General features: G+C 37.5%; 14 protein-coding genes. 1 reads left to right on the top strand and 13 read right to left on the bottom strand.

What is annotated here, in order from left to right:
• Nucleotide 1: 1 nt before the first annotated feature.
• The 4 genes from ACOMA7_RS04645 to ACOMA7_RS04630 all read right to left on the bottom strand — a co-directional run bounded on the left by ACOMA7_RS04645 (nt 2) and on the right by ACOMA7_RS04630 (nt 3,944).
• A complete protein-coding gene (locus ACOMA7_RS04645; RefSeq protein ID WP_421392268.1) occupies nt 2-1,099 on the bottom strand; it encodes a glycosyltransferase family 4 protein in 1,098 nt (365 codons plus the stop codon).
• Nucleotides 1,100-1,204: 105 nt separating this feature from the next.
• Entirely contained in the window at nt 1,205-2,818 is a 1,614-nt protein-coding gene (groL, locus tag ACOMA7_RS04640; protein ID WP_053791550.1) for a chaperonin GroEL, read from the bottom strand.
• 35 nt (nt 2,819-2,853) lie between these two features.
• Nucleotides 2,854-3,138, bottom strand: a complete 285-nt coding sequence (gene groES / locus ACOMA7_RS04635) for a co-chaperone GroES (RefSeq protein ID WP_034531925.1) — start codon at nt 3,136-3,138, stop codon at nt 2,854-2,856.
• A 170-nt stretch (nt 3,139-3,308) separates the two neighbouring features.
• The gene (locus tag ACOMA7_RS04630; RefSeq protein ID WP_034532012.1) at nt 3,309-3,944 is read right to left on the bottom strand and encodes a redox-sensing transcriptional repressor Rex; all 636 of its coding nucleotides are present in this window, start codon (nt 3,942-3,944) and stop codon (nt 3,309-3,311) included.
• A 166-nt stretch (nt 3,945-4,110) separates the two neighbouring features.
• Here ACOMA7_RS04630 and ACOMA7_RS04625 point away from each other — a divergent pair, with 166 nt between their 5' ends.
• A complete protein-coding gene (locus ACOMA7_RS04625) occupies nt 4,111-6,057 on the top strand; it encodes an ABC-F family ATP-binding cassette domain-containing protein (RefSeq protein ID WP_301945628.1) in 1,947 nt (648 codons plus the stop codon).
• Nucleotides 6,058-6,093: 36 nt separating this feature from the next.
• Here ACOMA7_RS04625 and tsaD read toward each other — a convergent pair whose 3' ends face one another.
• The 9 genes from tsaD to tmk form a co-directional block, all read right to left on the bottom strand.
• Nucleotides 6,094-7,140 carry a tRNA (adenosine(37)-N6)-threonylcarbamoyltransferase complex transferase subunit TsaD gene (tsaD, locus tag ACOMA7_RS04620; RefSeq protein WP_421392264.1) on the bottom strand — a complete coding sequence of 349 codons (1,047 nt, stop codon included), beginning with the start codon at nt 7,138-7,140 and terminating at the stop codon, nt 6,094-6,096.
• Complete coding sequence (gene rimI, locus ACOMA7_RS04615) at nt 7,140-7,739, bottom strand: ribosomal protein S18-alanine N-acetyltransferase (protein ID WP_421392262.1); 600 nt, start codon at nt 7,737-7,739, stop codon at nt 7,140-7,142. The genes tsaD and rimI overlap by 1 nt, the downstream gene beginning before the upstream one ends.
• Complete coding sequence (tsaB, locus tag ACOMA7_RS04610) at nt 7,720-8,448, bottom strand: tRNA (adenosine(37)-N6)-threonylcarbamoyltransferase complex dimerization subunit type 1 TsaB (RefSeq protein ID WP_054607960.1); 729 nt, start codon at nt 8,446-8,448, stop codon at nt 7,720-7,722. The genes rimI and tsaB overlap by 20 nt, the downstream gene beginning before the upstream one ends.
• Before the next feature lie 111 nt (nt 8,449-8,559).
• Nucleotides 8,560-9,318 carry an acyl-[acyl-carrier-protein] thioesterase gene (locus tag ACOMA7_RS04605; RefSeq protein ID WP_053791546.1) on the bottom strand — a complete coding sequence of 253 codons (759 nt, stop codon included), beginning with the start codon at nt 9,316-9,318 and terminating at the stop codon, nt 8,560-8,562.
• A 12-nt stretch (nt 9,319-9,330) separates the two neighbouring features.
• Nucleotides 9,331-10,209: a 16S rRNA (cytidine(1402)-2'-O)-methyltransferase gene (rsmI, locus tag ACOMA7_RS04600; protein ID WP_054607959.1), complete on the bottom strand. Its 879-nt coding sequence runs from the start codon at nt 10,207-10,209 to the stop codon at nt 9,331-9,333.
• Between the two features lie 15 nt (nt 10,210-10,224).
• Nucleotides 10,225-10,560, bottom strand: coding sequence for a DNA replication initiation control protein YabA (locus tag ACOMA7_RS04595; RefSeq protein WP_053791544.1), 336 nt, complete (start codon nt 10,558-10,560; stop codon nt 10,225-10,227).
• Nucleotides 10,561-10,575: 15 nt separating this feature from the next.
• Nucleotides 10,576-11,586 (bottom strand): DNA polymerase III subunit delta', encoded by a 1,011-nt coding sequence (gene holB, locus ACOMA7_RS04590; protein WP_421392257.1) that lies wholly within the window; start codon nt 11,584-11,586, stop codon nt 10,576-10,578.
• Nucleotides 11,587-11,598: 12 nt separating this feature from the next.
• A complete protein-coding gene (locus ACOMA7_RS04585; RefSeq protein WP_034531916.1) occupies nt 11,599-11,925 on the bottom strand; it encodes a cyclic-di-AMP receptor in 327 nt (108 codons plus the stop codon).
• A 14-nt stretch (nt 11,926-11,939) separates the two neighbouring features.
• Complete coding sequence (tmk, locus tag ACOMA7_RS04580) at nt 11,940-12,584, bottom strand: dTMP kinase (RefSeq protein WP_054607957.1); 645 nt, start codon at nt 12,582-12,584, stop codon at nt 11,940-11,942.
• Nucleotides 12,585-12,684 lie beyond the last annotated feature (100 nt).

Genomic DNA, 12,684 nt, shown 5'->3' with positions numbered 1-12,684 from the left:
TTTAGTGGTTATCTTTACTTGTGTTTTCTTTAACGACTTTTTTAATTGCGTTTAGTAATGGTTGTCTATCCTTACCAGCTAAACCGATTGATTCAACGAATAGTTCCAACCCGATTAACGTTGCAGTCGTTAGTAGAATGGAACCCCAAATTGTTGAGATTGGGTATAGCAATGAAATGAATGAGAAAATCAAAGCAATTCCATAGATTACCAATACGGTTTGACGATGAGTCAATCCGATTTGCATCAAACGGTGATGTAAGTGTCGTTTGTCAGCATGCATGATTGGTTGCTTGTTTAACATTCTACGTAAGATTGCGTAAATGGTATCGGTGATTGGCACACCCAGGATAATTACCGGAATAATAACGGTAATGAACGTGGCATTTTTCAATCCGTTCAATGAGAAAATTGAAATCATAAAACCGATGAACAATGATCCGGTGTCCCCTAGATAGATTCTAGCTGGGAAGAAGTTGTAAGGTAAAAATCCTAAACATGCTGCAACAAGTGCAAAAATCATGATTGAAACGTAGACGTTTCCAACGTTTAGGAAGAAGAACCCAGTAATTCCCATGGTGGTCAAAGCAATAACTGCGACCCCCGTTGCTAATCCATCAAGACCGTCAATTAAGTTAACGGCGTTGGTGATTGCTAAAATCCAAATTAGAGTAATTGGTAAACTTAACCATCCTAAACTAAATGTTCCAATGAATGGTAATGATATGTTACTCATTTGAATATTTCCGAAGAAAAAGACAATGATTGCTGCTAAACTAATTCCAAATACTTTTTGACGTGGTTTTAATACAATGATGTCATCAATTACCCCTGTAATAATGATGACTACTTGGCCCGCAAACATCCCATAAAGTTGATGGGTTGGCATTTGCGACCTTAATAGGAACATCGTGGCAATTGTGTATGACACAAAGATTGCCAATCCTCCTAATGTCGGCATCGGAATTTTATTCATTCTTCGCTTATTTGGACTATCGATAGCTCCCCAGCGAAATGCTAACTTTCTGATAAACGGCGTTACCACAGCAGAAATTAACATTGTCGCGAAAAGGGAAACGATAATTTCGAATTTTAGCATAATCGTTATCCTTTCGTTTTATAATACTATTAATAAATTATACAAATGTAACAGATTAAAAACAAGGTTAAACAAAAAAAGGATTCCCAAAGGAATCCTTTTTTATTACATCATTGGTCCCATTGAAGGGTTCATTGAATCTTTCTTTTCTTCTGGTAAGTTAGCAACAACAGCTTCAGTAGTTAATAGTAATGCTGAAACAGATGCGGCGTTTTGAAGAGCTGATCTTGATACCTTGGTTGGATCAACAACTCCGGCCTTAATCATATCTTCGTATTCACCAGTAGCGGCATTGAAACCAATACCCATTTCCTTGCCCTTTAGATGTTCAACAACGATTGAACCATCAATTCCGGCGTTGTGGGCAATTTGTCTAACTGGAGCTTCTAGAGCACGTAAAACAATGTTTACACCAGTCTTTTCGTCACCTTCAGCAGGGATTTCTTCTAGATCCTTTAGAATATTGATGAATGCAGTTCCACCACCAGGAACGAAGCCTTCTTCAACAGCGGCTCTAGTTGAGTTCAAAGCATCTTCAATTCTGTACTTACGTTCTTTTAGTTCAGTTTCGGTAGCTGCACCAACACGGATAACAGCAACACCACCGGCTAACTTAGCTAAACGTTCACGTAGCTTTTCTTTGTCGAATTCTGATGTAGTAGTTTCTAGTTGGTTCTTGATTTCTGCAACACGTGCAGCTAATTGGTCCTTGTCACCGGCACCTTGAACGATTGTAGTGTCATCCTTAGTAACGTTAACCTTGTTAGCTTGACCTAATTGATCAATGGTTACATCCTTTAGGTTTAATCCTAAGTCGTCAGTGATTAAAGTAGCGCCTGTAAGAACTGAAATATCTTGTAGTTGAGCCTTACGACGGTCACCAAAACCAGGAGCCTTAACAGCAACAACGTTGAAAGTACCACGCATCTTGTTTAGTACCAATGTTGGTAGTGCTTCACCACCAATATCATCAGCAATGATTAGAAGTGAACGACCTTGTTCAACAACTGATTGTAAAACTGGTAGGATTTCTTGAATGTTGTTAATCTTCTTGTCAGTAACCAAGATGTATGGGTTGTCTAAGTCAGCTTGCATCTTGTCGTTGTCGGTAACCATGTATTGTGACATGTAACCACGATCGAATTGCATACCTTCTACAACGTCCATAGTTGTGTTAACACCACGTGAATCTTCAACAGTGATAACACCATCGTTTCCAACCTTTTCCATAGCATCGGCGATTAATTCACCAACTTCTGGGTTAGCAGCTGAAATGGAAGCGATTTGAGCAATATCATTCTTGCTCTTAATTTCGTTTGACATCTTGTGTAGCTTTTCAACGGCTACTTCGGTTGCCTTTTCGATACCGCGACGAACACCAACTGGGTTGGCACCGGCAGTAACGTTCTTCATTCCTTCGTTTACGATTGCTTGAGTTAATACAGTAGCAGTAGTAGTACCATCACCGGCAATGTCGTCAGTCTTTGATGCAACTTCTGATACTAACTTAGCACCCATGTTTTCAAAATGATTTGGTAGTTCGATTGACTTAGCGATTGTAACACCATCATTAGTAATGTTTGGTGTACCTGTTGATTGTTCAACAACAACGTTTCTACCCTTTGGTCCTAATGTAGTCTTAACAGTGTTTGCAAGTTTATCAACACCTCTTAGCATTGAACGTCTTGCGTCTTCTGAAAATTTAACTTCCTTAGCCATTTTTATTCACCTCATTAATAATTTCGTTTTATTTATTATTCAACGACAGCTAAAATGTCGCTTTCTTTTAGTACTAAATATTTTTGACCATCGTAGTCTACTGAAGTACCTGAGTACTTGTCGTAAACAACTTCGTCACCCTTCTTAACTTCTGGTGTAACAGTTTGGCCATTGTCTAAAACTCTACCGTTTCCTACGGCAACAACTTTTCCAGTTTGTGGTTTTTCTTTAGCATTATTTGCTAACACAATGCCTCCAACTGTTTCTTCTTTAGCTTCTTGTGCTTCAATAATTACACGATCACCCAATGGTTTTAACATTTTGCTTGACCTCACTTTGTTTTTTTATCTGTTTTATCAGTGTTAGCAGTCATTTATTATAAGTGCTAATCACTATAAATAATATATTATTTTTTAGATTCATATGCAAGAATTTTAAACCCTACACGATATAATCCTACAAAAAAAGATGGGCCAATGGCTCATCTTTCTTATTCACCTTCATAGTGTTCAATGAAGTAAATTAATGTTTGTAATTCGTTGGTTAAATCAACGTTTTGCACTCTGACATTTTTGGGAACTGATAAACGTTTTGAAGTAAAGTTCATGATACCCTTTGCTCCACCCTTTACGGCTTCATCACATAGGTCTTGAACTACGGTTGCTGGAACAGTAAAAATAACTACTTCAATTTGTTGATCTCTTAATTGTTCTTGTAAGTCTTTAACATCGTATACTGGTACACCACTTTGAACAGTGTTGATCATGTCGTCATGAATATCAAAGGCAGCTGAGATTCTTACGTTACTATCTTTGTGAAAATTAAAGTGTAGTAAGGCTTGACCCAAATTACCTAAACCGACTAATGCAACATTTGTTAAGTGATCTTGATTTAGAATCTTCTTGAAGAAGTCTAATAAATTATCAACCTCGTATCCATATCCACGTTTTCCAAGAGCTCCAAAATAGGATAAATCTCTTCTAATGGTTGCTGAATCAACTTGAACTGCTTCAGCAAAAGTACTAGAGGATATTCTCTTTATTTTCGCGTCGTGTAAACCGCTAAGATATCGATAATACATAGGCAATCTTTTAGCCGTTGCCCTAGGAATTTTAATATCCAAAATCTTCCCTCCCGAATCTTTCATAACATTTATGTATTCTATCATAAAAACAAAGTTTGTGAAAATATTATCATCTACTAAAAAGGATTGAACATTTTAATTTATCGGGGGAAATATGCTAAAATAGTCATTATTACTGATAAAACAAGAGAATTAGGAGGTGAATTTTATGATTATTTTACAAGCAAATAAAATGACAAAACGATTTGGTGGGCAAGATCTTTTCACAAGCGTTAACTTGAGTATCGAAGAAAACAGCAAGGTCGCCTTGGTTGGTCGAAACGGTGCTGGTAAGTCAACCTTAGTGAAAATGATTTTGGGCGATGAACCAATTGATGAAGGTGAAGTCACCACCAAAAAAGGTATCACCATTGGATACTTAGCCCAAAATACTGGTCTAACTTCTGATGCCACCATCATCGAAGAAATGACCAATGTCTTTGCTGATTTAATCGATTTAGAAAATAAAATTCACGAATACGAAAACAAGATGGCTGATCCAAACATCAACTCGGATCCAGAAAAGCTGGCTGAGGTTTCACAAACTTATGACCAACTTCAAGCTGAGTTTACCGCCAAGAACGGTTTTTCTTATCAAGCCGAAATTAAGGCCGTGTTAAACGGATTTGGCTTCGGTGAAGAAATGTACGACCATAAAATTAGTGAGCTATCAGGTGGTCAACAAACCCAACTAGCAATGGCCAAGTTGCTTCTACAAAAGAAGGACCTATTGATTCTAGACGAACCTACTAACCATATTGATGTTAAGACCATTAGTTGGTTGGAAGATTATCTAAAGAGTTATCATGGTGCCCTTCTAATTATCTCCCATGACCGTTTCTTCATGGATAAGATTGTCGATCAAGTCTACGACCTATCACAAGGTCACATGACTCATTATGTCGGGAACTACTCCAGTTATGTTGAGCAAAAGAAACTTAATTACCAACATCAACTAAAGGAATACGAAAAGCAACAAAAGAAAATCAAAGAGATGCAAGACTTCGTTGATAAAAACATTGTTCGTGCATCCACTACTAAACGGGCTCAATCAAGAAGAACTCAATTGGAAAAGATGGAAAAAATTGCGGCACCAACCCGTGATGATAAATCCGCTCGTCTTTCATTCACTCCTGAAAAACAAAGTGGAAACGTCGTTTTAAACGTCCGTGATGCCGCAATCGGATACGATGATAAAATTCTATCTAAAAACATCAATATTGATGTTAAACGTAATCAAGCGGTAGCATTGATTGGGCCAAACGGAATTGGTAAGTCAACATTGCTAAAGACTATCATGAAGCAATTACCACTCCAATCTGGTGAAATCGAACGTGGTACCGGCGTTCAAATTGGTTACTACGACCAACACCAAGATAACCTACACCCCAACAAGACCGTCTTAAACGAAATCTGGGACGACTACCCTACTTACCCGGAACAACGCATTCGTTCAATTCTAGGTAGTTTCTTGTTCTCTGGTGAAGACGTTGAAAAAGTAGTTGGTAACCTTTCTGGTGGTGAAAAGGCCCGCCTAGTTTTAACTAAGCTATCCATGAATCACGATAACTTCTTAATCCTAGATGAACCTACCAACCATTTGGATATCGATAGTAGAGAAGTGTTGGAAAACGCATTGATCAATTTCGATGGAACTATTTTGTTTGTATCCCATGATAGATACTTCATCAATAAGTTAGCCACTCAAATTGTTGAACTATCCCCTGATGGTAGCGAACTATTCCTTGGTAACTACAACTATTATGTAGAAAAGAAGGAAGAACAAGCTGCCATTGAGGAACACAAAAAAGAAGAACAAGCCAAGACCGAAGATGTTGAAGATACAAAACCAAAGTCACAAAATCAAAAAGAATTCATTGCTAACAAAGAGTTACAAAAGAAGCAACGTAAGCTAAAACGTCAGGTGGAAGACCTAGAAGAACAACTAGACTCCGCTCAAAAAGATAAATCAGCAATTGAAGCTGAAATGGTTAAACCAGAAAACTTAAATGACATTGAAAAGCTTAATGATTTGCAAGCTAAACTAACCGATATTAACTCTAAGATAGAAGAGATTGAAACCAATTGGGAAAACGCAATGATGGAACTTGAATAAACAAAAAAGATGAATCCAAAACGGATTCATCTTTTTTTATTCTTCATCTTCCAAAAGGTCGAATTCCAAACTTGGGTCAGCATTCAAGTTAACGCCAGCAAAGACATTCTTCTTTGCCATGACGTATCCGGCTGCACCAATCATTGCGGCATTGTCACCACAAAGTTTGTTTGGTACCTTGATTAATTCTGTTGTATCAATCTTATCGATTGCTTCTTCTAAAGCACTGCGAAGGCCCTTATTAGCGGCAACCCCACCGGCTAAAATCAATTGAGAAACAGGATATTCTTGTAATGCTCTAGTGGTCTTATCAACTAAAACATCAACGACGGCACTTTGGAAACTAGCAGCTAAATCGTTCTTATCCAATTCTTCATGAATTTGATCAGCATGGTGAGTGGTGTTTAGAAACGCACTCTTTAAACCACTGAATGAGAAATCAAAGTTATCTTCTTTTTCCATCGCACGTGGGAAGTTAAAGGTATCCTTACCTTCTGCAGCCATTGCATCAACCTTAGGACCAGCTGGGTAATTAATTCCCAATACTCGACCAACCTTGTCGTATGCTTCTCCGGCGGCGTCATCCCTAGTTTCACCGATAATTTTGAAGTCGCCCTCTTCTTTCATTAGGACTAATTCAGTATGACCACCGGAAACCACCAATGCCAATGCTGGATAGTTAATCTTGGTAACGAATCGACTGGCCAAGATGTGTCCGGCAATATGGTTAACCGGAATCAATGGGATATTGTGTGCCCATGCAATGGTCTTTGCAGCAGTAACACCGATTAATAGCGCCCCCACTAGACCGGGACCATATGTCACAGCGATTGCGTCGATGTCATCGTATGAAACATCGGCTTGCTTCATTGCATCTTCAACACAGATAGTGATTTGTTCAATATGATGTCTACTTGCGACTTCTGGAACGACTCCACCGAATCGCTTGTGACTATTGATTTGCGTTGCAACAACGTTTGATAATATTTTTTCGCCATCTTCGATAATGGCCACACTAGTTTCATCACAACTAGATTCAAAAGACATAATTATATGTGGTTGCACAAAAAAACCTCGTTTCATTAAATTCCAAAGTTATTTGGAATAGTTTCGTATAGACTTAAATCTAAAACCATATCGACGGCATCTTCATGATCCCCGTCGTAATAGTCCTTTTTCACACCAACTTGTTTGAAACCTAAGTCGGAATATAATCTTTGGGCCTTTACGTTACTAATTCTAACTTCCAAAGAAACCGTCTTGTAGTTCAATTGACGGGCCTTTTTGATAATCTTAGCGATTAAGAAGTAACCTAATCCACGTTCTTGGTATTCTGGTTTTACAGCAACGTTTGAGATATGACAGTCACCTTGTTTATCGTTTAAAGAACTACCGATAAAAGCAACTAGTTCATCTTCTTGGCGCAATAGTAAATAAAAGCGATCTAGACGTGGTTTTAGCTCAGGTAAAAACGCTTCGTCGGTCCATGGTGCCTTACCATCGTAGACGTCACGTTCGATATTAACCATTTCAGGAATATCGGTAACCATTGCCTTGGCCAAGTAAAACTTATCGCCATTAATCTTTACGATGTGATTCTTGATATTTAGGTGTTCCTTTTTCATTAGGTGCTCGGTATTCACAAATTTTTTCTGATACCAATTAATTAACTTTTTCAACATATGAAGTAACTTCTTCCCCGGGATGATTTTGTTTCCAATCTGCTTCAGCTTTAGTCAAACGTAAATATCTTGGTACAAATGCATGAATGTCTTCAACAGGTGATAAGGTTTGTCCATATAAACCTAACCTAGCTGCTTGTGGCAAGTTATCAAAACTATCAGTAAAAATAACTTTATCGCCAAACTTCTTCTTTAATGCATCTTCAAAATGTGGTGCGTCGGTACCAACAGCATAGACTGCTTTGTCTTTGCTATCAATTCTGTCTAACCACTTATCAAAGTCAGTATGACAGTCTTCTAAGACACTTTCTGGAACGCCATTTTTAATTTCATAAAGTCCAGAAAAGACGTTATTGTTTCTAGCATCAAAAATTGGCATTACAAGACTGCCCTCTTGCTTAATATTAAGCGCTAAGGTTTGCAAACTTGATACACCAACTAGTTCAATTCCTAGTGTGTATGCCAAAGTTTTAGCTGTGGCAGTCGCAATTCTAATTCCAGTGTATGATCCTGGACCGTCTGCCACAACAACTCTTTGTAAGTCCGATGGTGTTAAGTCCACCTTTGTCATTAATTCATCAATAATTGGAAGTAAATATTCCGCATGCTTTTGATGAACAGTAGTTGTTTCTGTCGCTAATATTTGATCATCATCCAAAATAGCAACAGTTAGTTGTCGATTGGATGTATCTAAAGACAATACTTTCATCCTGTTTTTCCGTCTCCCTAATAACTTTATTAATATACGTAATAATTCTAAAACAAATTATAACAAAAAAATAGGTGTCTCCATAATAAAAATGAACACACCCGAAAATATTTAATCATTTTTGCGCCAAGTAATATTGGCAATTGCAGAATGACTGTCGCCACTCATGATTTCATGCTTAGTTAGAATTGAACCGTCTTCTTGTTCTTCCATGTCGTAGTAACTTTCTACGGTTGATCCATATTTAACTTCATTTTCGTATCTTAATAGGAAATGAGTTGGGGTATGGTTGGTTAGGAAGTCGGCAGGTAAGACGTTTACCATCCAATCCATGTAATGAGCATTGTTTACGTGTTGGTTTGAATCAATATCTGTATATCTTACGCGGAAGCTTTGTTTAGTTTCTTCGTTGTATTGAACCTTTTGTGGTTTAGGCATCTTAGGAACTTGGTTCACCTTTTCAGCACCAAATGGTTCTACTGTTTCCTTTGGAATGGAAGCAATCTTTCTTTCCTTGTAGTTCATAGCTGCCCATAAACCGGTCATGTGCATTAACACTTCACCAGATTCACTTTCGATAGTGAACTCACGGTAAGCAAAGTACTTGTTGTATGACTTTGACTTAGTGTTAATGGTGATATTTTCATCAACCACTGGCATACGGTTAATATGCACATCGTATTGAATAACAACCCAGGTAACTCCGAACTGGCGGACAAATTCAGCGCCGACACCAAGCTTATCACTATGATCTTCTGATGCTAGGATAATGACATCTAGCATCATCGCAATGGTCATACGACGGGTAAAGTCAGCTTCATAGTAGGTAACTCGATGTTTTTCACTAAAAACAGTTGGTTGGTTTTCCATTATTATTCACTCCTAGATTTCGTGATAGATATTGTAAATCTCTTGTTTTTTTACTTTGTGTAGCTTAGCAACCTCTTTGATTGCTGCATTGGTCTTCATGCCCTTACCAATAAACAAGTCAACTTGTTCTTGGATAGATAATCCAGCCAACTCATCTTGTTCCTGGTTTTCTTGGGTGGCGTTCTTATTACCATCAACAATTACCACGAACTCACCACGAACTTGATTTGCTTCGGTCCATTCGATTAGTTCAGAAATACTACCGCGGTCGAATTCTTCGAACTTCTTGGTTAGTTCCCTGCACAATACCGCCTGTCGGTCGGCACCAAATACCTTTTGCATATTCTTAAGAGTTTTGTTTAAACGATGAGGAGCTTCATAGAAAATCAGTGTTTCACTATGTTGGTTAAGTTCCTCTAATTCGCTAATCTGGTCACTATTCTTTCGATTTAAAAATCCAAAGAAATAAAATGGTTGTGGAACCAGTCCGGAAGCAATTAGTGCTGTTAATCCAGCGTTTGCTCCAGGAAGTGGGACAACATTAATATTATTATCAACACATGCTTTCACTAGTTCTTGACCTGGATCACTAATTGATGGCATCCCTGCGTCACTAACTTGAGCAACATTTTGACCGTCATTTAAAGTTTGTACCAATTCATCGATTCGGTAGTCTTTGTTATCTTCTCTAAAACTGATTTTCTTGGTATCAATCTCAAAATGATTCAATAATTGTTGAGTGTGACTTGGGTTTTCAGCGGCAATTAAATCAACTTCTTTAAGTGTCTTAATTGCTCGAAAAGTCATGTCATCTAGGTTCCCGATTGGTGTTGGAACTAGATATAATATTCCTTTATCTTGGTTAGCGGTAAAGCTATGTTGTTCTTGCACTTGGACTCCTCCAGATTAACGATTTAAGATTTCATTACAGAAAATACAGCTTTCATCGTTTTCACGATGTGATCCATAAAACTCGATGCAGACATGGAACCCTTCATTAAATAAGTGTTCCAAGTTTTCACGAGATTTAGATGAACGTGGTCTGCTCTTCTTGTTATCGTTTTCCACATTTTCTTTTTGTTCATTGATGAAATCATGTAGATGTTGGTTTTCAATTCTTAGTTCGGCATTTTCTTCCATTACTTCGGTTAATGCTTTTCGCACTTCAGCAAATTGACTCAACATTAATTCAGTTTGTGATTCTAAATCCTTGATTCCATCATATAATTCACGTTTCTCCAAACAATTTCACCCCATTTAACTATTTAGTATTTTCATAATTTTTAATGTAGTAGCCTCTAATATATTTTGGAAACTAACATTGACTGCCATTTGGTTGTTGCAGTTTAAGATTACTTCCATAATTTGAATTAGTTTGGCCTCATTGATACTTTCGCTTAGTTGTTCAATGTTTTGGGCTTGTTTTGGAAAGTTATAATCCCTACTCCCAGTATACTTAGCATCTAAAACATCTTCAAATATTGATAGCAGCATATCAATCACTACTTGGCGTTTACTATTATCACTAACTAACGGCATGATATTACTTTGTACCAAAACAAATGAAGTTTTATCTCTTTGGACCAGCATACTAAACCATTGACTAATCGCAGAAATAATCTTGGTTAGCCATTCGTCTTCCTGCCATGCTTGGACAGTCGACATTTGGTTGGTTAGTCGTTTAATGATTTTAAATTGACTGGGAATTACACCCATGTTGGCCAATTCTTCGTTAAACGCTTTTGTGTTTAACGGATTTAAATCAACCACTTGGGTTCTAGAGATAATGGTTGGTAGTATTAAATTCTTATTGGTCGTTAGTAGAAACGAAACTATATTAGCACCCGGTTCTTCGATAAACTTTAATAAGCTGTTTGCGGCTCCGGTAGTCATCTTTTCCGCATCACAAACGATAAAGAACTTCTGGTTTCCTTCCAAACCACTTTTGGAAAATTCAGATTTTAGGTATCTGATTTGATCAACCTTGATACTTAATCCATCTGGTTTGATGATGACAACATCTGGATGTTGTTGTTCTGCGATTCTACGACATTCATCACAATGTCCACAGGGCATTGAATCATCGGAAACGTTTTTACAAAACATTCTCATTGTTATAAACAACGCTAATGATAACTTTCCGACCCCTTCTTCACCGTTAAATAGGTAAGAATGGGATAATTCGTGATTGTTCACCACTTGTAAAAATTTGTCCATCAGTGGCTTTTGCTTTTTCTCAGTCTCTGCAATCACTTGATTTTCGGTCATGTTCTTCCCCCATTAGAATCGATAAAAATTATCCATTGGCATTTCCATTACAGTAGCGCCACCTACTTCAATCTTAACTGGATATGATGAGTCTGAAACTCCACCATCCAAATTAACTGGAGGTGTCATGTATTGTTCACGCTTACTTGAAACCTTTTTAATGATGTCTAAAACATCATTAACACGTTCATCTTCTATCCCAATCATAAAGGTAGTGTTTCCTGACTTTAGAAAACCACCGGTAGTTGATAACTTGGTTTGATGAACATTATTCTTAGCAAATGCGTTTTGTAGTTTGTTAGCATCTTTATTTTGCACAATTACAATTAAAAGTTTCATTCAAAATCACGTCCCTATTTTTTAAATTCATTTAAATATGGTTGCAAAATTTCTAAAACATTTTGGTATACCGCATCAATTGATTGAGTAGCATCAACTGACTTGATACGTTGAGGATTAGCCTTTGCTAAACGTTGGTAGGCTGCATGAACTCGGTTATGGAAATCGATTGTTTCAACATCCAATCTGTCGACTTCATCTTCCGCCCTATTCTTAGCAATACGCTTTAATCCTTCTTCTACTGGAAGATTAAAGTAGATAGTAAGGTCTGGTAAAAAGCCTTCGGTAGCAAATTGGTTCATTTCATTGATTGCATCTTCACCAATTTCTCTACCTCCACCTTGATATGCAATTGAGCTATCAAGGTAACGATCACAGATAACTAACTTGTTGTCAGCAATCGCTGGTTTCACTGTTTGTTCAATGTTTTGGCGACGAGCCGCTGCATATAATAACGCTTCGGTTCGCTTGTCCATATCAACATTTTTGCGGTCTAGAATTACTTCACGAATACTTTCAGCGATTGGGTTACCACCAGGTTCTCTACTGGTAACTAACTTGTCGCCCATTTCTTCTTTTAAATAATCTAATACCATGTTCAGGATGGTTGTTTTACCAGCACCATCCGTGCCTTCAAATGTGATAAATTTTCCAGCCATATACTATACCCCTACTTTCATCTTTCTATCTCATTGTACTTTAATTTATGCGTTTCAACAAATGAACAACAAACAAAAAGTGTCTTATTCCAAAGAATAA

Origin of the sequence: Apilactobacillus intestinapis (genome assembly GCF_049166695.1) — a bacterium.
Lineage (GTDB): Bacteria > Bacillota > Bacilli > Lactobacillales > Lactobacillaceae > Apilactobacillus > Apilactobacillus kunkeei_C.
This window is presented reverse-complemented; position numbering and strand designations above follow the sequence as displayed.

Excerpts from the sequence above, each read along its gene's own strand:
- ACOMA7_RS04625 (WP_301945628.1), top strand. The coding sequence starts at position 4,111 with ATGATTATTTTACAAGCAAATAAAATGACAAAACGATTTGGTGGGCAA.
- groL (WP_053791550.1), bottom strand. The coding sequence starts at position 2,818 with ATGGCTAAGGAAGTTAAATTTTCAGAAGACGCAAGACGTTCAATGCTA.
- groES (WP_034531925.1), bottom strand. The coding sequence starts at position 3,138 with ATGTTAAAACCATTGGGTGATCGTGTAATTATTGAAGCACAAGAAGCT.
- holB (WP_421392257.1), bottom strand. The coding sequence starts at position 11,586 with ATGACCGAAAATCAAGTGATTGCAGAGACTGAGAAAAAGCAAAAGCCA.
- rimI (WP_421392262.1), bottom strand. The coding sequence starts at position 7,739 with ATGTTGAAAAAGTTAATTAATTGGTATCAGAAAAAATTTGTGAATACC.
- tmk (WP_054607957.1), bottom strand. The coding sequence starts at position 12,584 with ATGGCTGGAAAATTTATCACATTTGAAGGCACGGATGGTGCTGGTAAA.
- tsaB (WP_054607960.1), bottom strand. The coding sequence starts at position 8,448 with ATGAAAGTATTGTCTTTAGATACATCCAATCGACAACTAACTGTTGCT.
- ACOMA7_RS04585 (WP_034531916.1), bottom strand. The coding sequence starts at position 11,925 with ATGAAACTTTTAATTGTAATTGTGCAAAATAAAGATGCTAACAAACTA.
- ACOMA7_RS04645 (WP_421392268.1), bottom strand. The coding sequence starts at position 1,099 with ATGCTAAAATTCGAAATTATCGTTTCCCTTTTCGCGACAATGTTAATT.
- tsaD (WP_421392264.1), bottom strand. The coding sequence starts at position 7,140 with ATGAAACGAGGTTTTTTTGTGCAACCACATATAATTATGTCTTTTGAA.
- ACOMA7_RS04605 (WP_053791546.1), bottom strand. The coding sequence starts at position 9,318 with ATGGAAAACCAACCAACTGTTTTTAGTGAAAAACATCGAGTTACCTAC.